The organism is Kitasatospora sp. NPDC054939 (genome assembly GCF_053610105.1).
This window is the reverse complement of record NZ_JBSGXP010000144.1, coordinates 1-21,854: the sequence shown is the minus strand read 5'-3', so window position 1 is coordinate 21,854 and position 21,854 is coordinate 1. Positions and strand designations below refer to the sequence as shown.

Genomic DNA, 21,854 nt, shown 5'->3' with positions numbered 1-21,854 from the left:
GGCCGGCCGCGCCGAACCCGGCCGGGCCGCCGTCCTGCGGCGCCGCGGCGGGCGGGGCGGTCCGGGCGGGCGGCGGCGCGGGCTGGCCGGCGGTGCCGCCCGCCTGCCCGGTCGGCGCCGGCTCCGCGGCCGCCGGGCCCTCGTCCACCAGCCGGCCCACCGGTGCGACCTTCCCGGCGGCGGCGAAGCCCCAGTCCAGCAGCGCGGCCGTCTCGTCGTACACCTTCTGGTACGAGGCCGGGTGCATGACCGTCACCACCAGGGTGCGGCCGTCCCGTTCGGCGGCGCCGACCAGGGTGGAGCCGGCGTTGGTGGTGAAACCGTTCTTCACCCCGATCAGGCCCGGGTACCGGCCGAGCAGCCGGTTGGTGTTGGCGACGCCGAAACTTCCGCGCTGGCCGGTCTTCTTGTCGTACGCCCCCGGGAAGTACGCGTCGCGGGTCGCGCAGTACACCCGGAAGTCCGGGTTGCGCAGACCGGCCCGGGCGAACAGCGACAGGTCGTAGGCCGAGGAGACCTGCCCCTCCATGTCGTAGCCGTCCGGGGAGACCACGGTGGTGTCGAGGGCGTGCAGCGCCCGGGCGCGTTCCTGCATCTCGGCGACGGTCGGCGCGATGCCGCCGTTCATGTGGGCCAGCACGTGCACCGCGTCGTTGCCGGAGCTGAGGAAGACCCCGCGCCAGAGGTCCTCCACCCGGTAGTCGAGGTCCTCCTTGATCCCGACCAGGCTGCTGCCCGCGCCGATGCCCTGGATCTCGTGCGGCGCCACCCGGTGCACCAGGTTGCGGTCGAACTTCGGCAGCAGGGCCTCCGCGAAGAGGATCTTCAGCGTGCTCGCCGGGGCCAGCCGCCGGTGCGGGTTGTTGGCGGCGAGCACCTCCCCGGACTCCGCGTCGGCGACGATCCACGACAGCCCGGTGAGGTCGGCCGGCAGCGCGGGCGCCCCGGCCAGCGGCTGGACCTGCACGCCCGGCCGCCCGAGCCGCTCCCCGCCCACCGCGGCCGGCGGGAGCGGCTCCGGCGGCGCCGCGACCGCCGGCCCCGGGGCGCCCAGCGCGAGCACGGTGAGGGCGGCGAGCGCCGCGAACGGGCGTGCGGGCGTGCGGCATGCGTACTGACGGCGTGTGGGCACCAGCAGACCGTACCCATTCGGGCGGGCGGCCGTCCGTCGTTCCGGGCCCGTCCTCCGCAGGAGGGGGCCGAGGCTGCTCCGAACGGCCCCCGCGCATACTGGGGGCATGAAGCTCAGCCGCCGTGCCTCCTGGTTCCTCACCGCCTTCGGGGTCTGGTCGATCGTGATCTGGACGACCTTCGCCAAGAACCTCTGGAAGGACTCCGGCGGCCAGGCGTTCGTCGACGGCGACCACGGGCAGCCCACCGCCTTCTTCTGGGTCCACCTGCTGCTCGCGATCACCTCGCTGGTGCTCGGCCTCGCCGTCGGCGCGCTCGGCGTCCGCGGCCTGCGCTCGGGCCGCCGTACCGCCGAGTAGGGGCCGCCCGATATCCGTTGCCCGGCCCGTTCGGGCACTGGCATGATCCCCACCGCTCGTTCACATGCTCGCATCACGAACCAGGTGGGGACTTGACCACGAACACCTCCCGGCGACGCGTCGGCGGCAGCCTCGTCGCCGCGCTCGCCCTCGGCCTGCTGGCCGCCCCCGGCGCCCAGGCCGCCCCGGCCGGCGTCGGCGACCCCAGGGCCGTCCCGACCCCCGGCTTCGCCGGCACCGGCGTGCGGACCGACGCCTGCGACGACACCACCGCCCCCGGCTGGATCGGCACCGCCACGCCCGGACTGACCGTCACCGCGGCCTCCCCGCGCGCCCGGTTCGCCGTCTGGGACGAGACCGCCGCCCCCGAGGGCGACAAGGTGATCGACACCACGGTGGACACCGGCGCCGACGGCACCGCCCGGCTCACCGTCCCCGCCCTGGCGGACGGCCGCACGTACGCCTGGCGCGCCTGGCCGGAGCGCGACCCGGGCCAGGGCGCCCCCACCCCGAAGTGCCACGTCCGGGTGGACACCACGCGGCCGGCCGTCAGCGTCGCCTCCACCGACTTCCCCGCCTCCGGCTCCGGCGCCACCCCCGTCAAGTACGCGGGCGAGACCGGCGCCTTCACCGTCACCGGCCTGGACGCCGCCCCGGCCGGCGGCGCCGCCTCCGGGGTCGCCTGCTTCCGGTACGTGCTGAACGGCACCCTCGGCGTCGGCTGGGACTGCGCCACCCCGGGCAACACCGCGAAGGCCGCCGCCGACGGCAGCGCCGTCCTGCAGCTGAAGCCCCACGACTGGGGCATCAACATGCTCACCGTCCAGGCCATGGACCAGGCCGGCAACGTGGGGCAGCCCTTCACCCACACCTTCTACGCGCCCTGGGACCCGCGGCCCAAGCCGATCGTCCCGAGCGACGTCGACGCCGACGGGGTGCCCGACATCCTGCTGCCCGACGCCGCGGGCAACCTCGCGATCATCAGCGCGGCGGGCGAGGGCACCACGCCGTCCGCGGTGGTCCATGCGTCGCTCTCGCCGCTGCGGGCGGGCTGGCAGCACGCCAAGGTCCTGTACCGCGGCTGGGCGCCGGCGCACGGTCCGGGCGCCGACCTGCTGGTGCAGAGCACGGCCAACCCGCGCATCCTCTACGGCCACCTCAACCACACGGGGGGCGACTTCAGCTCCGAGCTCCCGCAGCTGGTCTGGAAGCCGGCCGCCTCGGACTGCGTCGACGCGGCCGGCGAATGGGGTGACTGCCCGAGCGGCTACACGGCCGACTGGGCCTCCGCCGAGCAGCTGGTGGCGCTCGGCAGCGCCTCCGCCGATCCGGCCGAGCCGAGCTGGCCGGTGCTGGTCTCCGTCGAGCAGGGCCGGCTCTGGGCCTACCACCCGAGTTTCACCAGCTACTACGCCGCCCAGGCGATCGCCACCACCGGCGACTGGAGCGGCTACGAGCTGGTCGCCCCCGGCCCCGACGCGGCGGGCAACCTGACCCTCTGGTCCCGCGAGCGGGCCACCGGCGTGCTGCGCGCGTACCCCGTGCCGAAGCAGGAGAACGGCCTGCTCGACTTCTCCGCACTGGCCGACCCGGCCGCCGGCACCGTGGTGGCGAACGGCCTCACCCCCGCGGCGTACCCGGTGCTGGGCAGCTCCGGCGACGCGGACGGCGACGGCGCGCCCGACCTCTGGGCGGTCACGGCCGACCGGCACCTGGTGACCTTCACCGGCTGGTCCGCGCCGAAGGACCGCGGGCAGCTGGGCTGAGCCGACGGCCGCAGCCGACAGCAGGAGCGCACGGCGGAGGGCCCGCCCGATCAGTGGTGATCGGACGGGCCCTCCGTCGTCGTGCGGTCGATCCGGTGGATCAGAAGCGGCGGGTGATCAGCGCGCGCTTCACTTCCTGGATCGCCTTGGTGACCTCGATGCCGCGCGGGCAGGCCTCGGAGCAGTTGAAGGTGGTCCGGCAGCGCCAGACGCCCTCACGGTCGTTCAGGATCTCCAGGCGCTGCTCGCCGCCCTCGTCGCGCGAGTCGAAGATGAAGCGGTGCGCGTTGACGATCGCGGCCGGGCCGAAGTACTGGCCGTCGTTCCAGAAGACCGGGCAGGACGACGTGCACGCGGCGCACAGGATGCACTTCGTGGTGTCGTCGAAGCGCTCGCGGTCCTCGGCGGACTGCAGGCGCTCGCGGGTCGGGTCGTTCCCCTTGGTGATGAGGAACGGCATGACGTCCTTGTACGCCTGGAAGAACGGGTCCATGTCCACGACCAGGTCCTTGAGGACCGTGAGGCCCTTGATGGCCTCGATCGTGATCGGCTTCTCCGGGTTGACGTCCTTGATCAGGGTCTTGCACGCCAGCCGGTTGCGGCCGTTGATCCGCATGGCGTCGGAGCCGCAGATGCCGTGGGCACAGGAGCGGCGGTACGTCAGGGTGCCGTCCAGCTCCCACTTGATCTTGTTGAGGGCGTCGAGGACGCGCTCCTTGGGATCCATCTCCAGCTGGTAGTCGACCCACACCGGGTCCGGGTGCTCCTCCGGGTTGAACCGGCGGATCCGGAAGGTGACGGTGATCAGCTGGGTGGCGCCGGCCTCGGCCGCGTCCAGAGCGGCCGAGTGCTTCTCCATGGTCGGAGTGCTCATCAGTACTTACGCTCCATCGGCTGGTAGCGGGTCGTGACGACCGGCTTGTAGTCGAGGCGGATGGAGGTGGTGCCGTCCTCGGCAACCTCCTGGTACGCCATGGTGTGCTGCATGAACTTCACGTCGTCGCGGGTCGGGAAGTCCTCGCGGTAGTGGCCGCCGCGGGACTCCTCACGGGCCAGCGCGGAGACGGCCAGCACCTCGGCCAGGTCGAGCAGGTTGCCCAGCTCGACGGCCTCCAGCAGGTCCGTGTTGTAGCGGAAGCCCTTGTCCTGGATGGAGACGCTCTTGTAGCGCTCGCGCAGGGCGGCGATGTCCTCGACGGCCTGCTTCAGGGTGGCGCCGGTGCGGTAGACCATGGCGTTGGCGTCCATGGTCTCCTGCAGCTCCTTGCGGATCTGCGCCACGGACTCGCTGCCGGTGGACTCGCGCAGGCCGTCGACCAGCGCCTGCACCTTCTCGGCCGGGTTCTCGGGCAGCTCGGTGTAGTCCACCGTCTGCGCGTAGTCGGCCGCGGCGATGCCCGCGCGCTTGCCGAACACGTTGATGTCCAGCAGCGAGTTGGTGCCGAGGCGGTTGGCGCCGTGCACCGAGACGCAGGCGACCTCGCCGGCCGCGTACAGGCCGGGGACCACGTCGGTGTTGTTGCGCAGCACCTCGCCCTCGACGTTGGTCGGGATGCCGCCCATGGCGTAGTGCGCGGTGGGCTGGATCGGGATCGGGTCCGTGTAGGGCTCGATGCCGAGGTAGGTGCGCGCGAACTCGGTGATGTCCGGGAGCTTCGCGTCCAGCTGCTCCGGCGGCAGGTGGGTGAGGTCCAGGTAGACGTGGTCGCCGTCCGGACCGCAGCCGCGGCCTTCGCGGATCTCGGTGTAGATCGCGCGGGAGCAGACGTCACGGGACGCGAGGTCCTTCATGACCGGCGCGTACTTCTCCATGAAGCGCTCGCCGTGCTTGTTGCGCAGGATGCCGCCCTCGCCGCGGGCGCCCTCGGTGAGGAGGATGCCCATGCGCCAGATGCCCGTCGGGTGGAACTGGAAGAACTCCATGTCCTCCAGCGGCAGGCCGCGGCGGTACACCAGGGCCTGGCCGTCACCGGTGAGGGTGTGGGCGTTGGAGGAGACCTTGAAGAACTTGCCGGTGCCGCCGGAGGCGAACACGACCGACTTGGCCTGGAAGACGTGGATCTCGCCGGTGGCCAGCTCGTACGCGACGACGCCCGCGGTCTTGCCCTCGTTGATCAGCAGGTCGAGGACGTAGAACTCGTTGAAGAACTCGACGCCGTGCTTGACGCAGTTCTGGAACAGCGTCTGGAGGATCATGTGGCCGGTGCGGTCGGCCGCGTAGCAGGACCGGCGGACCGGGGCCTCGCCGTGGTTGCGGGAGTGGCCGCCGAAGCGGCGCTGGTCGATGCGGCCCTGCTCGGTGCGGGAGAAGGGCAGACCCATCTTCTCCAGGTCGAGGACGGCGTCGATGGCCTCCTTGCACATGATCTCGGCGGCGTCCTGGTCGACCAGGTAGTCACCACCCTTGACCGTGTCGAAGGTGTGCCACTCCCAGTTGTCCTCCTCGACGTTGGCGAGGGCGGCGCACATGCCGCCCTGGGCCGCGCCGGTGTGGGACCGGGTGGGGTAGAGCTTGGTCAGCACGGCGGTACGGCTGCGCTGGGTCGACTCGATGGCCGCGCGCATGCCGGCGCCGCCCGCGCCGACGATGACGGTGTCGTACTGGTGAATCTGCATGGGGGTTCTAACTCGCCTCTGGCCTCTGCCGGTGTCCGATGAGAGTCTCGCGGCTCAGATGTTGGGGTCGAAGGTGAAGATCACCAGGGTGCCGAGCAGCACGGTGAAGACCGTGGCGGCACCCATGAGCCCCTTGAGCCAGAGACGGGTGGAGTCCTTCTCGGCGTAGTCGTTGATGACGGTACGCATGCCGTTGGCGCCGTGGAGCATGGCGAGCCAGAGCATCAGGAGGTCCCAGCCCTGCCAGAACGGGGAGGCCCAGCGGCCGGCCACGAAGGCGAAGCCGATCCGGGAGACACCGCCGTCGAGCACCAGCATGATCAGCAGGTGGCCGAGGATCAGCACCACGAGGACGATGCCGGACAGGCGCATGAACAGCCAGGCCAGCATCTCGAAGTTGGTGCGGGTGCGGCGCGGGGTCTTCGTGGACCGCTGGCGGGCCGGCTCGATCACGAACGCGTCGGCCGGGTTTCCGGTGCCCAGTCCCTTGCCCGTGTGGGCCTGGGCGGAGGGGACCACCAGGGTCTCGGAGGTTTCCGTGGACATGTCTCAGATCACTTCCCGAACCAGGAGGTCAGCGTGTGCTGGAGGATCGGGTAGAAGGCGCCGGCCATCAGCACGACCCAGACCCCGACGACGGTCCAGAGCATCTGCTTCTGGTACTTCGGGCCCTTGGACCAGAAGTCGACCGCCACGACCCGCAGGCCGTTCAGGGCGTGGAACAGGATGGCGGCCACGAGGCCGTACTCCATCAGGTTCACGAGCGGCGTCTTGTACGTCTGGATGACGGTGTCGTACGCCTCGGGGGACACGCGCACCAGTGCGGTGTCCAGGACATGGGCGAACAGGAAGAAGAAGATGAGGACGCCGGTGACTCGATGAGCCACCCAGCTCCACATGCCTTCCCGGCCGCGGTACAGCGTTCCAGCCGGCACGGAAAAACCCTCCGGAAGCGGATTGGGGGCTCGGCCGGCTTCGGTGTCGGTCAGCCCGGCCGGGTACGGTCCACCGGCCGCCAGCATCCTATCGACGCCGTGTCGGGAAGCGCCGCCGGGGCCCCCAGGTGTGATCAATCAGGCACGAGTGGCCTAGCGATCCGGGAACCGCGGGCGCGGGGGCGACGCTCCGTGACCGGAAGGTTGCGCTACGGTGGCCGCCCCTCCCCTCCGGCCGCCGCCGCCGACACCCTGCCGAGGCCCCCGTGCCGCTCCGCGCCCCCGCCCCGCTCCCCGCCCTCGCGCTCGGCTGCGCCCTGCTGCTGGCGGCGGGCTGCACCACGGTCGCGCCCTCCGCCGACCGGGCCGCGGCGGGCGGCCGGGAGCTGACCGCCGCCGAGCTGAGGGCGGCGGCGGTCACCGACGGCGGCCTCGGTCCCGGCTACACGGTGACGGTGCTGAAGCCGGGCCACGGCGAGACGGCGGGCGGCGGCCGCGAGGTCTCCGACCTGCCCGATTGCCAGCCGCTGCTGGATGCGGTCACCCCTGGTGCCCGTCCGGCGGTCGGCGGTGACCGGCCGTACGCGGAGACCGAGCTGAGCGTGGCGCGGGCGGCCGACCCGCGGGGGAGCGTCTACGGCGGACTGCTCGCCTACCGGGAGGGGCGGGCGGAGCGGCTGCGGGAGGAGCTGGAGCGACTGCTCGGCCGGTGCGGGAGCTTCACCTCGACCGCCCCCGGGCCACCGGAGAAGGGGGCCGCGGCCCGGCGCGGGGTGCGGGCACGGCACCACGTGGTGCAGCACGACACGCCCACCCCCGGGGGAGCCGACGCCGCGCTCGGATTCACCCTGACGAATGAATCCGGATCGGTGGTGCTCGCCCAGCGTGTCGTCCTCGTCCGGGTGGGCCCGGTGGTGGCGGTCTTCAGCACGGTCGGCGTCGGCGCGGAGCCGGCCGCCGTGCCCGACGAGCGGATCGTCGGACAGCAGGCGGCCGGGCTCCGCGCCGCGCAGGCGGGCCGCTGAGCGGGCCGGGCCGGGGCTAGCGCGCCCCGGCCTCGGTGGGGGTGGCGACCAGGTGTTCCAGCCGGGTGAGCGAGATCCGGCGGAGCTCGTCCGCCGCGACCAGCCGCTCCTCGTCCGGGTCGTTGGCCAGCCGGGTGCGGATCGAGGTGAGCACGGTGTCGAGCATCTCCTCGGGGGCCACGCCGTCCAGGCAGACCACGAAGACGTGGCCGAACCGGGCCTCGTACGCGGCGTGGGCCGCCCGGAGCGCGGTGTGCGCGGCCTGGCTGCCGGGTGCGCGCATGCCGAGCAGCGGCTGCGGCATCCAGCTCTCGTCCGCGAGCGCCTCGGCGAGGTCGGCCGGCCGCAGGTCGTACGAGGCCTCGGTGGCGGCGGCGAGCAGGGACTCTATGTCGGGGTAGGGGCGGTGGGCGGTGAGGCGCAGGGCCCAGCGGCGGCTGCCGCAGCAGGCGAGCAGGGCCTCCTCGGCGGCTCCGGCGTCGGCCTCGTTGAAGCGGTGCAGTCCGAGGAGGGTCGGCTCGAATCGCGGGTCGAGCCGCTGTGACGGGAAGTCGCTGGCCAGCGGGTCCTCCTCGTGAGGGCGGGAAGGTGCCGGTGGAAGGGGGGGCGGTGGAGCAGCTGGACTGGTGGAGCAGCTGAAGTATGGGCCGCGAAGTGTTGGCGGGATGTCCGCCCGGTGGCGGCTCAACGGTAGTTGAGCCGTCATCAGTTGGGGAGGGCGCACGCGGAATTCACCTGATCGAGCTATCAAGTTGTGACGTTGACACTGGTGTGTCAGCGCCCTCCCCGGCACACTGCGCGGATCACCGCCCGCCGGTCAGGAGCAGCGCGCCCCCGCGGCCGGCAGCGCGCCCTCGGTGAAGTAGGCCTTCAGCGCCGCGTCGATGCAGGCGTTGCCCTTGCCGAAGGCGCCGTGGCCCTCGCCCTCCAGGGTCAGCAGGTTCGCCCGGGCGAAGCCCTTGGCCAGCGCCTCGGCCGCCGCGTACGGGGTCGCCGGGTCGCCGGTGGTGCCGACCACGAGGATCGGGTCGGCGCCCTCGGCCCGGACGGTGTGCGGCTTCTCCGGGGTCTTGTACGGCCAGTCGGCGCACTGGGCGCGGCTGAAGTCGTCGGGGGCGACGCCCTTGGAGAGCAGCGGGGCCTCGGCCAGCAGCCGGTCCACGGCGGCCCGGGCCTCCTCGGCGGTGGGGGCGGGGGCGGCGGTGTCGGCGCAGCGGATCGCGAGGAAGGCCTCCTGGCTGGGGTCGTAGTGCCCCTTCTCGTCGCGGCCGTTGTAGCTGTCGGCGAGGTACATCAGGAGCCGGGGGTTGCCGAGCATGGCGTGGCCGAGGCCCTTGCGCAGCCACTCCCAGCTGCTCTCGTCGCCGTACAGGGCGGAGATCACGCCGGTCCAGGCCAGGTCGCTGCCGAGCCGGCGGCCGTCCGAGGCCTTCAGCGGGGCGTTGCGCAGGCCGTCCAGGAAGTCGGCGGCCTTCTTGGCGGCGGCGCCGGGGTCGCTGCCGAGCGGGCAGTCCTGCGGGTGGTTGCGCACGCAGTCGGCGGCGAAGCGGTTGAAGGACTTCTCGAAGCCGATCTGCTGGTTGACGACCTTGTCGAGCCGCTCCTCGCCCGGGTTTACCGCGCCGTCCAGGACCATCCGGCCGACGTTCTGCGGGAACTCCTCGGCGTACAGGGTGCCGAGGTAGGTGCCGTAGGAGACGCCGAGGTAGTTGAGCTTGCGGTCGCCGACGGCGGCGCGCAGCACGTCCAGGTCGCGGGCGGTGTTGCGGGTGCCGACGAAGGGCAGCAGCCGGCCGGACTTCGCCTGGCAGCCGGCGGCCGTCGCGGCGGACTGCTGCTCGGACTGCGCCTTGCGGGCCGCCGGGTCGAGCGGGCTGTCCTGCTGTTCGAGGGCGTCGGTCTCCCGGTCGTCCAGGCAGTCGACGGGGGAGCTGGCGCCGGTGCCGCGCGGGTCGAAGCCGATCACGTCGAAGCGCTCGTGCAGGGCGCCGAAGTTCCCGGCCCAGGACTTGAGCATGTCGATCCCGGAGCCGCCGGGGCCGCCCGGGTTGATCGCCAGCGAGCCGATCCGGCGGTCGGGCAGGCTCGCCGGGAGCTTCATCAGTGCGATGTCGAGGGTGTCGCCGTCCGGCCGGGTGTAGTCGAGCGGGACCCGCAGCGTGCCGCACCGGGTGGTGGAGAGGTCCACCCCGGCCTCCTCGGCCGCGCGGTCGGCCGGGCAGGCGGCCCAGGCTATCTGCTGGCCGTGGAACGCCTTGAGCGCCGGGTTCCCGGCCCCGGTGGCCCGGTCGGCGCCGGAGGCGGCGGTGCCCGGGGCGGTGGCGCCCGCGCTCCGGTCGGACCGGGCGCCGTCCTCGCAGGCGGTGCCGAGCAGCAGGGTGCCGGTGGCGAGGGCGGTCAGCAGCAGGCGCGGGCGGGCGGCCCGGAATGATCTCATCGCACGTATGTACCACCGATCGGTGACACGCCGTCGCCGGGCCGCCCCGCCGCCGCCTCAGGCCCGGTGCACCTTGTGGTTGGCGGCCTGGGCGCGCGGGCGCACCACGAGCAGGTCGACGTTGACGTGCGGGGGCCGGGTGACCGCCCAGGCGACCGTGTCGGCGACGTCCTCGGAGGTCAGCGGCTCGGCCACGCCCGCGTACACGGCCGCCGCCTTCTCCTCGTCGCCCCGGAAGCGGGTGACGGCGAAGCCCTCGGACTTCACCATGCCCGGCGCGATCTCGATCACCCGGATCGGCTCGCCGCACAGCTCCAGCCGCAGGGTCGCCGCGATGGTGTGCGCGGCGTGCTTGGCGGCCACGTAGCCGCCGCCGCCCTCGTACGCGGCCAGCGCGGCCGTCGAGGACATCACCAGCACGGTGCCGTCGCCGCTCGCCCGCAGCGCGGGCAGCAGCGCCTGGGTCACGTGCAGCACGCCGAGCACGTTCACCTGGTACATGGCCAGCCAGTCGGCCGGGTCGCCGTGCTCGACGGACTCCGCGCCGATCGCCCCGCCGGCGTTGTTGACCAGGACGTCCACCCGGCCGAGCCCGGCGGCGAACGCGTCCACGGCGGCCCGGTCGGTGACGTCCAGGGTGTACGCGCGCCCGCCGATCTCCTTGGCCAGCTCCTCGACGCGCTCGGTGCGCCGGGCGGTCAGCACCACGTCGAAGCCCTCGGCCGCGAGCCGCCGCGCGGTCGCCGCGCCGATGCCGCTGCTGGCCCCGGTGACCACTGCCACCTTCGTGTCGCTCATTGCCACTCCCTGCCGGTCCTGGGGAAACACTTCGGTCGGTGGTCCGATCATCTCAATGGACCGGGTGGCCGCCGGGCGCAGGCTCCCGACCGCGGCACCAGCCGGCCTGGAGCGGCGCGCCCTACGTTCCGGGATCGGCGGCGACCTTGTCAGTACGGTGGGTCACCGCCGCCCCCTCCCCCCTCACCCGCGGAGTACGCCGATGGCAGCCGAGCCCCGCCGCACCGAATCGGGCTTCCCGATCGACCCCCTGTACGGGCCGGAGTCCCTGGCCGGCTGGGATCCCCGGGAGCGGCTCGGGAGCCCGGGGGAGTACCCGTACACCCGGGGCGTCTACCCGTCGATGTACACCGGCCGCCCCTGGACCATGCGCCAGTACGCCGGCTTCGGCACCGCCGCCGAGTCCAACGCCCGCTACCAGCAGCTGATCGCCAACGGCACCACCGGCCTCTCGGTCGCCTTCGACCTGCCCACCCAGATGGGCTACGACTCGGACGCGCGGCTCGCGGCCGGCGAGGTCGGCAAGGTCGGCGTGGCGATCGACAGCGTCGAGGACATGGGCGTGCTGTTCGGCGGCATCCCGCTGGGCGAGGTCTCCACCTCGATGACCATCAACGCGCCCGGCGGCCTGCTGCTGCTCCTCTACCAGCTGGTCGGCGAGGCCCAGGGCGTCCCGTCCGCCCGGCTCACCGGCACCATCCAGAACGACGTGCTGAAGGAGTACATCGCCCGCGGCACGTACATCTTCCCGCCGAAGCCCTCGCTGCGGCTGATCGCGGACGTGTTCCAGTACTGCCGGGCCGAGATCCCCCGGTGGAACACCATCTCGATCTCCGGCTACCACATGGCCGAGGCCGGGGCGAACCCCGCGCAGGAGATCGCCTTCACCCTCGCCAACGGCATCGAGTACGTGCGCACCGCCGTCGCGGCGGGCATGGACGTGGACGACTTCGCGCCCCGGCTCTCCTTCTTCTTCGTCGCCCGCACCACCCTGCTGGAGGAGGTCGCCAAGTTCCGCGCCGCCCGCCGGATCTGGGCCCGGGTGATGCGCGGGGAGTTCGGCGCGCGCAACCCGAAGTCGCAGATGCTGCGCTTCCACACCCAGACCGCCGGGGTGCAGCTCACCGCCCAGCAGCCGGAGGTCAACCTGGTCCGGGTCTCCGTCCAGGCGCTGGCCGCGGTCCTCGGCGGCACCCAGTCGCTGCACACCAACAGCTTCGACGAGGCCATCGCGCTGCCCACCGAGAAGTCCGCCCGGCTGGCCCTGCGCACCCAGCAGGTCCTCGCGTACGAGACGGACGTGACCGCCACCGTCGACCCCTTCGCCGGCTCGTACGTCGTCGAGGCGATGACCGACGAGGTGGAGGCCGCCGCGACCGCGCTGATGGCCAGGGTCGAGGACCTCGGCGGCGCGGTCGCCGCGATCGAGCAGGGCTACCAGAAGGGCGAGATCGAGCGCACCGCGTACCGGATCCAGCAGGAGACCGACTCCGGCGAGCGGACGGTCGTCGGGGTCAACCGCTTCCAGCTGGCGGCCGAGGAGCCGTACGAGCCGCTGCGGGTGGACCCGGCGATCGAGGCTCAGCAGGCCGAGCGGCTGGCCCGGCTGCGGGCCGGGCGGGACTCCGCCGCGGTGGACCGGGCGCTGGCCGCGCTGTGCCGGGCGGCCGAGGGCCGGGACAACGTGCTGTACCCGATGAAGGAGGCGCTGGCCGCCCGGGCGACCGTCGGCGAGGTCTGCGACGCGCTGCGCGGGGTGTGGGGCACGTACACGCCGGTGGAGCGCTTCTAGTCCGTCCCGGGCGGCGGTGCAGGCTCCGCGGCGGCGGCCGGCGCACCCGTGACCGGGGCGGCCGGTGATCGTTGCACAGGGCAGGCGACCCGGGGAAGGCGGCTGAAACGAGATGTCATACCCACCTGCGCGGCCGGTATGCACCCATCCGGGGACTACTTTTCGCGAAGTCAGGCCAAATCCCCCGCACGGGCCTACTCTTGATGAGATGAACCGTCCTCATCGCGACCGGCCGGCCGCCACCCTGACCGCTGCCCGCACCGCCGCCGACCTGCGCGCCCGGGTGCGCGGGTACGAGGCCGAGCTGATCGCCGTCCGGCGCGATCTGCACCGGCACCCGGAGCTGGGCCGCCAGGAGTTCCGCACCACCGGCCTGCTGCGCGAGCGCCTGGAGGCGGCCGGGCTCACCCCGCGGGTGCTGCCCGGCGGCACCGGGCTGATCGTGGACATCGTCCCGCCAGGCACCCGGCCCGGCACGGGGGTGCTGGCCTTCCGCGCCGACATCGACGCGCTGCCGATCGACGACGCCAAGACGGACGTCCCCTACCGCTCGTCCGTCCCCGGCCGGGCCCACGCCTGCGGCCACGACGTGCACACCTCGGTGGTGCTGGGCACCGCGCTGGTGCTCGCCGACGCCGCCCGCAGCGGTGAGCTGCGCCGGCCGGTGCGGCTGTTCTTCCAGCCGGCCGAGGAGCTGATGCCGGGCGGCGCGCTGGACGTGATCAAGGCCGGCGGGATGGACGGCGTCGAGCGGATCTTCGCGGTGCACTGCGACCCCAAGGTGGAGGTCGGCCGGATCGCGCTGCGGACCGGGGCGATCACCTCGGCCTGCGACCGCCTGGTGCTGCACCTGGACGGCCCGGGCGGGCACACCGCCCGTCCGCACCTGACCACCGACCTGGTCACCGCGGTCGCCCGGCTGGCCGCCGACCTGCCCGGCGCGCTGGCCCGCCGGATGGACCCGCGCTGGGGGGTCAGCCTGGTCTGGGGCCGGATCGCCTCCGGCTCCGCGCCGAACGTCATCCCGCAGCACGCCGAGCTGGAGGGCACCGTCCGCTGCCTGGAGCTGGAGGGCTGGCGCGAGGCGCCGGACCTGCTGCACGAGCTGACCGCGAAGCTGGCCGAGACCTACCGGGCGAAGTGGACGATCGACTACCACCGCGGGGTGCCGCCGGTGGTGAACGAGGCCGTCTCGGTGGCCCTGCTGGACGCCGCGATGGCGGCCCGCTTCGGGCAGGACGGCCGCACGGTCGTGGAGGACACCGAGCAGAGCCTGGGCGGCGAGGACTTCTCCTGGTACCTGGAGCACGCCCCGGGGGCACTGGCCCGGCTCGGCGTCCGGGTGCCCGGCGACACCTCGGTGCGGGACCTCCACCAGGGCCGCTTCGACGTGGACGAGCGGGCCATCGCGATCGGCGTGGAGCTGTTCGCGGCGCTGGCGCTGCGGCCCTCCGACGCGTAGGCCCGGTCCGGCCGGGCGGCGTCCGCTACGGACCCTCCGATCCGGCACGTCCGTTTTCACCGGGATTGTCGTCATTCATCCTTTATCTCCGTATACGTAAACTGGGCGGCACCAGTTCGAGTCATCGTCCGTGTGTGCGGGCCGGAGTGTCGGGCAGGCCGGGAGACCACGGTTTGATAACAACCCGAATGCTCCGGCGGCCCGTAACACAACCGTGTTCTACGCGCGTTACGGTGGCGTCCGACCACGCTAAACGGGTGCGTGTGAGAAGGAGATACTCCCTTGCGCCGTTCAACTAAGCTCGCCGCGGTTGTGCTCTCGGGTTCCCTGGGCATGGCCTCGCTCGCCGCTTGCGGCGCAAAGAGCACCGACAACACCAGTGCCGGATCCAGTGCCTCCAACGGTGGCATCAAGGTCGGCATGGCCTACGACATCGGCGGCCGTGGCGACCAGTCGTTCAACGACTCCGCCGCCCGTGGCCTCGACAAGGCCAAGGCCGAGCTCGGCGTCGGCATCACCGAGGCCGACGCCAAGACCGGTGAGGCCGAGGCCGACAAGGAGACCCGCCTCAAGAACCTGGTCTCCTCCGGCTACAACCCGATCATCGCGGTCGGCTTCGTGTACCAGCAGGCGGTCGAGAAGGTCGCCAAGGACAACCCGAACGTCAAGTTCGCGATCATCGACTCGGCCTCGCAGACCCAGCCGGCCAACGTCACCTCGCTGCTCTTCGCCGAGCAGGAGGGCTCCTACCTGGCCGGTGTCGCCGCCGCCCTGAAGAGCAAGACCAAGCACGTCGGCTTCATCGGCGGTGTGCAGTCCGAGCTCATCAAGAAGTTCGAGGCCGGCTACAAGGCGGGTGTGAAGTCCGTCGACCCGAACATCGCGGTCGAGACCACCTACCTGACCACGCCCCCGGACTTCTCCGGCTTCAACTCGCCCGACAAGGGCAAGGAGGCCGCGCAGGGCCAGCTCGACAAGGGCGCCGACGTCATCTACACCGCCGCCGGCTCCTCCGGCAACGGTGCCATCGAGGCCGTCTCCAACAAGCCGGGCTCGCTGGCCATCGGTGTCGACTCCGACCAGGCCGCCCAGCCGGCGCTGTCGAAGTACAAGAACGTCATCCTCACCTCGATGGTGAAGAACGTCGACAACGCCGTGTTCAGCTACATCAAGTCGATCAAGGACGGCTCGCCGATCACCGGCACCAAGTCCTTCGACCTCAAGACCGACGGTCTGAAGCTCGCCACCACCGGCGGCAAGATCGACGACATCCAGGGCAAGCTCACCGAGGCCGCGAACGCGATCAAGGAGAACAAGACCCAGATCCCGGTCGCCCCGTAAGGCCGTACCGAACGTCGCTACCGCTGCCGTCTGCCGGGCAGCGCGATGATTGACGCAGCATCAGGGAGGGGCCCGGAAGGGTGCGCTCAATGCGTACCCTTCCGGGCCCCGTCCCGTACCCCCACCGCACGTTCTTGGCCCTCCAGCGCAACGACGCGCCTCCAGACCACCAGGAGATCGCCATCACCGCATCCGACCCCGCCCTGAACAAGGGCGGTACCCCCAGCGCGGGGACGGCGACACCGGCCGTCGAACTGCGCGGCATCACCAAGCGCTTCCCCGGCGTCGTGGCCAACCACGACATCAACCTCACCGTCCGCACCGGCACCGTGCACGCCCTGATGGGTGAGAACGGCGCCGGCAAGTCGACGCTGATGAAGATCCTCTACGGCATGCAGAAGCCGGACGAGGGCACCATCGCGATCAACGGTGAGCAGTGCGAGTTCAACACCCCCGGCGACGCCATCGCGCGCGGCATCGGCATGGTGCACCAGCACTTCATGCTCGCCGACAACCTCACCGTGTGGGAGAACGTCGTCCTCGGCGGCGAGAGCCTGCACGGGATAGGAGCCAAGGCCAGGGCGAAGATCAAGGAGATCTCCGACCAGTACGGCCTGGGCGTGCGCCCGGACGCGCTGGTCGAGGACCTCGGCGTGGCCGACCGCCAGCGCGTGGAGATCCTCAAGGTGCTGTACCGCGGCGCCAAGATCCTCATCCTGGACGAGCCCACCGCCGTCCTGGTGCCGCAGGAGGTCGACGCGCTCTTCGACAACCTCCGCGAGCTCAAGGCCGAGGGCGTCACCGTCATCTTCATCTCGCACAAGCTGCACGAGGTGCTGTCGGTCGCCGACGCCATCAGCGTCATCCGCCGCGGCACCACGGTCGGCGACGCCGACCCGAAGAGCGTGACCGCCCGCCAGCTCGCCGAGCTGATGGTCGGCGCCGAGCTGCCCTCCCCGGAGAGCCGCGAGTCCACCGTCACCACCGACGAGATGCTGCGCGTCGAGGGCCTGCGGATCGCCAAGACCGACGCCGAGGGCATCGAGCGCGTCGTGCTCGACGACATCTCGCTGAAGATCCACAAGGGTGAGATCCTCGGCATCGCCGGCGTCGAGGGCAACGGCCAGGCCGAGCTCGTCGAGGCCATCATGGGCATGCTCCCGCTGGACGGCGGCAGCGTCGCGCTGGGCGGCGCCGACCTCTCCGGCACGCAGACCCGCGCCCGCCGCGAGGCCGGCATCGGCTACATCCCCGAGGACCGCCACCGGCACGGCCTGCTGCTGGAGGCCCCGCTCTGGGAGAACCGGATCCTCGGCCACGTCACCGAGACCCCCAACTCCAAGGGCGTGCTGCTCGACCCCGCCGCCGCGCGCAGGGACACCCAGCGGATCGTCGAGGCGTTCGACGTCCGCACCCCCGGCATCGAGGTCACCGCCGCCTCGCTCTCCGGCGGCAACCAGCAGAAGCTGATCATCGGCCGCGAGATGAGCCACGCGCCCAAGCTGCTGATCGCGTCCCACCCCACCCGCGGTGTGGACGTCGGCGCGCAGGCCCAGATCTGGGAGCACATCCGCGTCGCCCAGCGCCAGGGCCTGGCCGTGCTGCTGATCTCGGCCGACCTGGACGAGCTCATCGGCCTCTCCGACACCATCCGGGTCATCTACCGGGGCCGCCTGGTCGCCGACGCCGACCCGGCCACCGTGACCGCCGAGGACCTGGGCACCGCGATGACCGGTGCCGCGGCGGGCCACATCGAGTCCGAGCCGGAGGCACTCGCCGAGGCGCACGCCCTCGCCGCCGAGGGCACCGCGGCCGAGGCCGACCACCCCGCCGCCGCGGACGCCGAGCCGGGAGACGCCGCCGCTGCGGACACCGGGCCGGGAGACGCCGAGCCGGGGACCACCGCCCCCACCGACACCGCCGACCCGAAGGCGGGGGAGTAACCACATGACCAGTCCCAACCCCGCAGCCAAGCGCAGCCTCGGCCAGCGGTTCTCCGCGGAGCGGATCGTGCTGGCGCTGGCCGCGCCGGTGCTCGCCGTCCTGCTCTCCGTGACGATCTGCTCGGTGCTGCTGGCGACCTCGGGCAAGAACCCGTTCGACGCCTGGGACGTGATGATCACGTTCGGCACCACGGCGGACGGCCAGGTGCTGATCCTCAACCGGGCCACCACCTACTACCTCGCCGCAGCCGCAGCCGCCTTCGGCTTCCGGATGAACCTCTTCAACATCGGCGTCGAGGGCCAGTACAAGGTCGCGGCGCTGTTCGCGGCCTTCGTCGGCGCCCAGCTCGACCTGCCGTCGTTCATCCAGATCCCGCTGCTGCTGATCACCGCCATGCTGGTCGGCGGTCTGTACGCCAGCATCGCCGGTCTGCTGAAGGTCTACCGCGGCGTCAGCGAGGTCATCTCGACCATCATGCTGAACGCCATCGCGATCGCCATCGTCGGCCTGCTGCTCGTCCCCGGCATCTTCGCCCCGGAGAAGGGCGCCGCGACCAACTCGATCCAGACCGAGCCGGTCTCGGAGTCCAGCCACTTCTTCGCCATCGAGACCAACGGCGGCCCGCTCTACGGCTTCATCTTCGTCGCGATCCTGGTCGGCGTGCTGTTCCAGTTCACCCTGACCCGCACCCGCTTCGGCTTCGACCTGCGCGCCACCGGCCGCTCGGAGTCCGCCGCCACCGCGTCGGGCGTCAACGTCAAGCGCATGGTGATCATCTCGATGGTGGTCTCCGGCGCGCTGGCCGGCCTGATCGGCCTGCCCGAGCTGCTGCAGAACTCGTACTACTTCGGCCAGAGCTTCCAGCCCGGCCTCGGCTTCCTCGGCATCTCGGTCGCCCTGCTCGGCCGCAACAGCCCGATCGGCATGGCCTTCTCGGCCCTGCTCTTCTCCTTCCTGGACACCACCGGCGCCCAGCTGCCCAACCAGGGCGGCTTCCCGCAGGAGATCGTCCCGGTCATGCAGGGCACCATCGTCATCTGCGTCGTCGTCGCGTACGAGCTGGTGCGCCGCTACGGCCTCAAGCGCCAGCAGCAGAAGGTCGGCGCCGAGCTCGCCGCCCAGGCCGCGGCCAACTCGAAGAAGGAGGTGTCCGCATGAGTACGGCCACCGCCGCTCGCGCGAAGACGCCGGGCGCTCCCGCGAAGAAGCGCAAGATGTCCTGGCCGGTGGTGCTGCTGCTGATCGCGGGCGCCCTGGTCCTCTTCTCCGCCGTTGGCCTGGCCACCGGCAACCACTCGCTCACCTCCTCCGGCCAGGTCACCGCCGCGCTCAGCGCCGCCGTGCCGATCGGCATGGCCGGCCTCGGCGGCCTCTGGTCCGAGCGGGCCGGCGTGGTCAACATCGGCCTCGAAGGCATGATGGTCGCCGGCACCTTCTGCGGTGCCTGGGGCGGCTACCTGGTCAACCCCTGGTTCGGCCTGGTGGCCGGCATGCTCGGCGGCGCCCTCGGCGGTCTGCTGCACGCGGTCGTCACGGTGACCTTCGGCGTCGACCACATCGTCTCCGGTGTCGGCGTCAACCTGCTGATCCCCGGCATCTGCGCGTACGTCAACCGGATCTACTACCGGGACTACATCGACGTCGGCGCCGGCGCGAACCAGTCGCCCCCGGCCGACCCGCTGCCGTACATGACCATCCCCGGGCTCTCGACCTTCCTGAAGGACATCGAGAACGAGCACTGGTTCCTGGTCTCCGACGTCGCCGGCGTGCTCGGCGGCCTGGTCACCAACATCTCGGTGGTCGTGCTGCTGGCCGGCGCGCTGATCGTGGTCAGCTACTTCGCCCTCTGGCGCACGGTCTTCGGCCTGCGGCTGCGCTCCTGCGGTGAGAACCCCACCGCCGCCGAGTCGCTGGGCGTCAACGTCTACAAGTACAAGTACCTGGCGGTCATCGCCTCCGGCGCCTTCGCGGGCCTCGGCGGCGCGTACCTCTCGCTGGTCGCCGCGCACTTCTACAAGGACGGCCAGACCCTCGGCCGCGGCTTCATCGGCCTCGCCGCGATGATCTTCGGCAACTGGATGCCCGGCGGCCTCGCCATCGGCGCCGGCCTGTTCGGCTTCACCGACAGCCTCCAGCTGCGCGACCCGGAGTCGGTGCACGTGCTGGTCCTGACGGTCGCCATCGCGATGGCCCTGCTGGCGATCTGGAACCTGTACCGCCGCCAGTTCCGGTCCGCGATCATCACCTTCGTGGTGGCCGGCGGCCTGGCGACCTGGTACGCCACCACCGAGGAGATCCAGCGCCCGCTGATCGTGGCCACCCCGTACGTGATCACCCTCGTGGTGCTCGCCCTCGCCTCGCAGCGGCTGCGCCCGCCGAAGGCGGACGGCCAGATCTACCGCAAGGGCCAGGGCAAGTGACGCCCGCGCCCGCGATCGACTGGGAGCAGCTGCGCACGGCCGCCCGCGAGGCGATGACCCACGCGTACGCGCCGTACAGCAGCTTCCCGGTCGGGGCGGCGGCCCTGGTGGACGACGGCCGCATCGTCACCGGCTGCAACGTGGAGAACGCCTCGTACGGCATCGGCCTCTGCGCCGAGTGCGGGCTGGTCTCGGCGCTGTACGCCGGCGGCGGCGGCCGGCTGGTCGCCTTCACCTGTGTGGACGGCGACGGGCAGCTGCTGATGCCGTGCGGCCGCTGCCGCCAGCTGCTGTACGAGCACGGCGGGCCGCAGCTGCTGGTCGAGCTGCCGTCCGGCGTGCGGCCGATGAGCGAGGTCCTGCCGGACGCGTTCGGGCCGGAGCGCCTGTAGTCGGAGCGGCTCTGGCTTCTGTTTCAGTTACGCGCGTAGAGTGTCGCGGGCGGGTCGATCACCGGCCAATCCGCGACACTCTTCGCTTTTCAACCCCCCTTGGAGAACCCATGGACGCCATCTCCGTCATCAGGACCAAGCGCGACCGCGGAGAGCTGAGCGACGCTCAGATCGACTGGGTGATCGACGCCTACACCCGTGGCGAGGTCGCCGACGAGCAGATGTCCGCCCTGGCGATGGCCATCCTGCTGAACGGCATGAACCCGCGCGAGATCAGCCGCTGGACGGACGCGATGATCCGCTCCGGCGTCCGGATGGACTTCTCCGCCCTGCCGCTGCCCACCAGCGACAAGCACTCCACCGGCGGCGTCGGCGACAAGATCACCCTCCCGCTCGCCCCGCTCGTCGCCGCCTGCGGCGCCGCCGTCCCGCAGCTCTCCGGCCGCGGCCTCGGCCACACCGGCGGCACCCTCGACAAGCTGGAGTCCATCCCCGGCTGGCGCGCCCTGCTCAGCAACGACGAGATGATGGACGTGCTGCGCGGTGCCGGCGCGGTCATCTGCGCCGCCGGCGACGGCCTGGCCCCCGCCGACAAGAAGCTGTACGCCCTGCGCGACGTCACCGGCACCGTCGAGGCCATCCCGCTGATCGCCTCCTCGATCATGTCCAAGAAGATCGCCGAGGGCACCGGCGCCCTCGTCCTGGACGTCAAGGTCGGCTCCGGCGCCTTCATGAAGAACCTCGACCAGGCCCGCGAGCTGGCCCGCACCATGGTCGGCCTCGGCACCAGCGCCGGCGTCAACACCGTCGCCCTGCTCACCGACATGTCCACCCCGCTCGGCCTCACCGCCGGCAACGCGCTGGAGGTCCGCGAGTCCGTCGAGGTGCTGGCCGGCGGCGGCCCCGCCGACGTCGTCGAGCTCACCCTCGCGCTGGCCCGCGAGATGCTCGCCGCCGCCGGCGTCCACGGCAAGGACCCGGCCGACGCGCTGCGCGACGGCTCCGCGATGGACCACTGGCGCCGCATGATCAGCGCCCAGGGCGGCGACGTCGACGCCCCGCTGCCGGTCGCCCGCGAGCAGCACGTCATCAACGCGCCCGCCTCCGGTGTGCTCACCGAGCTGGACGCCTACGCCGTCGGCGTCTGCGCCTGGCGCCTGGGCGCCGGCCGCGCCCGCAAGGAGGACCCGGTGCAGGCCGGCGCCGGTGTCGAGATGCACGCCAAGCCCGGCGACACGGTGGTGGCCGGCCAGCCGCTGCTGACCCTGCACACCGACACCCCGGAGCGTTACGACTACGCCGTCGAGGCGCTCGCCGGCGGCATCACCGTCGCCCCGGCCGGCACCGCGTTCACCCCGAACCCGATCGTCCTCGACCGCATCGCGTAGCGGCGGTCCGCGTCCTGCGCACGTACGCCGGATCAGGCGAACGTGCGC

General features: G+C 72.1%; 19 protein-coding genes. 11 read left to right on the top strand and 8 right to left on the bottom strand.

The annotated features are described in order from the left end of the window. A partial coding sequence (locus ACWGB8_RS30825) for a D-alanyl-D-alanine carboxypeptidase family protein (protein ID WP_452216898.1) occupies window positions 1-1,132 on the bottom strand: 1,132 nt, incomplete at its 3' end. 106 nt (window positions 1,133-1,238) lie between these two features. On the opposite strand from ACWGB8_RS30825, the gene ACWGB8_RS30820 reads away from it, so the two are divergent. Together ACWGB8_RS30820 and ACWGB8_RS30815 are read left to right on the top strand one after the other, a co-directional pair. Further along, the gene (locus ACWGB8_RS30820; protein ID WP_452216897.1) at window positions 1,239-1,490 is read left to right on the top strand and encodes an SCO4848 family membrane protein; all 252 of its coding nucleotides are present in this window, start codon (window positions 1,239-1,241) and stop codon (window positions 1,488-1,490) included. Between the two features lie 92 nt (window positions 1,491-1,582). Continuing rightward, entirely contained in the window at window positions 1,583-3,256 is a 1,674-nt protein-coding gene (locus ACWGB8_RS30815; RefSeq protein ID WP_452216896.1) for a hypothetical protein, read from the top strand. Between the two features lie 100 nt (window positions 3,257-3,356). Here ACWGB8_RS30815 and ACWGB8_RS30810 read toward each other — a convergent pair whose 3' ends face one another. From ACWGB8_RS30810 to sdhC, 4 genes are read right to left on the bottom strand one after another with little or no spacing between them, the layout of a single operon-like run. Beyond that, on the bottom strand, window positions 3,357-4,130 hold the full coding sequence (locus tag ACWGB8_RS30810; RefSeq protein WP_452216895.1) for a succinate dehydrogenase iron-sulfur subunit: 774 nt from the start codon (window positions 4,128-4,130) through the stop codon (window positions 3,357-3,359). Next, a complete protein-coding gene (gene sdhA, locus ACWGB8_RS30805) occupies window positions 4,130-5,872 on the bottom strand; it encodes a succinate dehydrogenase flavoprotein subunit (RefSeq protein ID WP_452216894.1) in 1,743 nt (580 codons plus the stop codon). Before sdhA ends, ACWGB8_RS30810 begins: the two co-directional genes overlap by 1 nt. A gap of 54 nt (window positions 5,873-5,926) precedes the next feature. Further along, window positions 5,927-6,418 carry a succinate dehydrogenase hydrophobic membrane anchor subunit gene (locus ACWGB8_RS30800; protein ID WP_452216893.1) on the bottom strand — a complete coding sequence of 164 codons (492 nt, stop codon included), beginning with the start codon at window positions 6,416-6,418 and terminating at the stop codon, window positions 5,927-5,929. Window positions 6,419-6,426: 8 nt separating this feature from the next. Beyond that, window positions 6,427-6,807 carry a succinate dehydrogenase, cytochrome b556 subunit gene (sdhC, locus tag ACWGB8_RS30795; protein ID WP_037779669.1) on the bottom strand — a complete coding sequence of 127 codons (381 nt, stop codon included), beginning with the start codon at window positions 6,805-6,807 and terminating at the stop codon, window positions 6,427-6,429. A gap of 266 nt (window positions 6,808-7,073) precedes the next feature. On the opposite strand from sdhC, the gene ACWGB8_RS30790 reads away from it, so the two are divergent. Next, window positions 7,074-7,832 carry a hypothetical protein gene (locus ACWGB8_RS30790; protein WP_452216892.1) on the top strand — a complete coding sequence of 253 codons (759 nt, stop codon included), beginning with the start codon at window positions 7,074-7,076 and terminating at the stop codon, window positions 7,830-7,832. A gap of 16 nt (window positions 7,833-7,848) precedes the next feature. Here the strand turns inward: ACWGB8_RS30790 and ACWGB8_RS30785 are convergent, their stop codons facing one another. The 3 genes from ACWGB8_RS30785 to ACWGB8_RS30775 form a co-directional block, all read right to left on the bottom strand. Further along, window positions 7,849-8,394 carry a 2-oxo-4-hydroxy-4-carboxy-5-ureidoimidazoline decarboxylase gene (locus tag ACWGB8_RS30785; protein ID WP_452216899.1) on the bottom strand — a complete coding sequence of 182 codons (546 nt, stop codon included), beginning with the start codon at window positions 8,392-8,394 and terminating at the stop codon, window positions 7,849-7,851. A gap of 255 nt (window positions 8,395-8,649) precedes the next feature. Next, window positions 8,650-10,269 carry an alpha/beta hydrolase gene (locus ACWGB8_RS30780; protein ID WP_452216891.1) on the bottom strand — a complete coding sequence of 540 codons (1,620 nt, stop codon included), beginning with the start codon at window positions 10,267-10,269 and terminating at the stop codon, window positions 8,650-8,652. A gap of 57 nt (window positions 10,270-10,326) precedes the next feature. After that, window positions 10,327-11,067 (bottom strand): SDR family oxidoreductase, encoded by a 741-nt coding sequence (locus ACWGB8_RS30775; RefSeq protein WP_452216890.1) that lies wholly within the window; start codon window positions 11,065-11,067, stop codon window positions 10,327-10,329. A 202-nt stretch (window positions 11,068-11,269) separates the two neighbouring features. Here ACWGB8_RS30775 and ACWGB8_RS30770 point away from each other — a divergent pair, with 202 nt between their 5' ends. The 8 genes from ACWGB8_RS30770 (at window position 11,270) to ACWGB8_RS30735 (ending at window position 21,806) form a co-directional block, all read left to right on the top strand. Then, on the top strand, window positions 11,270-12,859 hold the full coding sequence (locus ACWGB8_RS30770) for an acyl-CoA mutase large subunit family protein (RefSeq protein WP_452216889.1): 1,590 nt from the start codon (window positions 11,270-11,272) through the stop codon (window positions 12,857-12,859). Between the two features lie 208 nt (window positions 12,860-13,067). Next, on the top strand, window positions 13,068-14,321 hold the full coding sequence (locus ACWGB8_RS30765; RefSeq protein ID WP_452216888.1) for an amidohydrolase: 1,254 nt from the start codon (window positions 13,068-13,070) through the stop codon (window positions 14,319-14,321). 282 nt (window positions 14,322-14,603) lie between these two features. Beyond that, window positions 14,604-15,662 carry a BMP family lipoprotein gene (locus ACWGB8_RS30760; RefSeq protein WP_452216887.1) on the top strand — a complete coding sequence of 353 codons (1,059 nt, stop codon included), beginning with the start codon at window positions 14,604-14,606 and terminating at the stop codon, window positions 15,660-15,662. Window positions 15,663-15,751: 89 nt separating this feature from the next. Then, window positions 15,752-17,605, top strand: a complete 1,854-nt coding sequence (locus ACWGB8_RS30755) for an ABC transporter ATP-binding protein (protein ID WP_452216886.1) — start codon at window positions 15,752-15,754, stop codon at window positions 17,603-17,605. Between the two features lie 4 nt (window positions 17,606-17,609). Beyond that, the gene (locus ACWGB8_RS30750) at window positions 17,610-18,764 is read left to right on the top strand and encodes an ABC transporter permease (protein WP_452216885.1); all 1,155 of its coding nucleotides are present in this window, start codon (window positions 17,610-17,612) and stop codon (window positions 18,762-18,764) included. Then, complete coding sequence (locus ACWGB8_RS30745) at window positions 18,761-20,026, top strand: ABC transporter permease (protein WP_452216884.1); 1,266 nt, start codon at window positions 18,761-18,763, stop codon at window positions 20,024-20,026. Before ACWGB8_RS30750 ends, ACWGB8_RS30745 begins: the two co-directional genes overlap by 4 nt. Further along, window positions 20,023-20,418: a cytidine deaminase gene (locus ACWGB8_RS30740; RefSeq protein WP_452216883.1), complete on the top strand. Its 396-nt coding sequence runs from the start codon at window positions 20,023-20,025 to the stop codon at window positions 20,416-20,418. Before ACWGB8_RS30745 ends, ACWGB8_RS30740 begins: the two co-directional genes overlap by 4 nt. Window positions 20,419-20,528: 110 nt before the next feature. Further along, window positions 20,529-21,806, top strand: a complete 1,278-nt coding sequence (locus ACWGB8_RS30735) for a thymidine phosphorylase (protein WP_452216882.1) — start codon at window positions 20,529-20,531, stop codon at window positions 21,804-21,806. The last annotated feature ends 48 nt before the right edge of the window (window positions 21,807-21,854 follow it).

Coding starts and splice junctions, on each gene's coding strand:
- ACWGB8_RS30820 (WP_452216897.1), top strand. CDS start 1,239: ATGAAGCTCAGCCGCCGTGCCTCCTGGTTCCTCACCGCCTTCGGGGTC.
- ACWGB8_RS30810 (WP_452216895.1), bottom strand. CDS start 4,130: ATGAGCACTCCGACCATGGAGAAGCACTCGGCCGCTCTGGACGCGGCC.
- sdhA (WP_452216894.1), bottom strand. CDS start 5,872: ATGCAGATTCACCAGTACGACACCGTCATCGTCGGCGCGGGCGGCGCC.
- ACWGB8_RS30800 (WP_452216893.1), bottom strand. CDS start 6,418: ATGTCCACGGAAACCTCCGAGACCCTGGTGGTCCCCTCCGCCCAGGCC.
- ACWGB8_RS30780 (WP_452216891.1), bottom strand. CDS start 10,269: ATGAGATCATTCCGGGCCGCCCGCCCGCGCCTGCTGCTGACCGCCCTC.
- ACWGB8_RS30775 (WP_452216890.1), bottom strand. CDS start 11,067: ATGAGCGACACGAAGGTGGCAGTGGTCACCGGGGCCAGCAGCGGCATC.
- ACWGB8_RS30770 (WP_452216889.1), top strand. CDS start 11,270: ATGGCAGCCGAGCCCCGCCGCACCGAATCGGGCTTCCCGATCGACCCC.
- ACWGB8_RS30765 (WP_452216888.1), top strand. CDS start 13,068: ATGAACCGTCCTCATCGCGACCGGCCGGCCGCCACCCTGACCGCTGCC.
- ACWGB8_RS30755 (WP_452216886.1), top strand. CDS start 15,752: ATGCGTACCCTTCCGGGCCCCGTCCCGTACCCCCACCGCACGTTCTTG.
- ACWGB8_RS30750 (WP_452216885.1), top strand. CDS start 17,610: ATGACCAGTCCCAACCCCGCAGCCAAGCGCAGCCTCGGCCAGCGGTTC.
- ACWGB8_RS30745 (WP_452216884.1), top strand. CDS start 18,761: ATGAGTACGGCCACCGCCGCTCGCGCGAAGACGCCGGGCGCTCCCGCG.
- ACWGB8_RS30735 (WP_452216882.1), top strand. CDS start 20,529: ATGGACGCCATCTCCGTCATCAGGACCAAGCGCGACCGCGGAGAGCTG.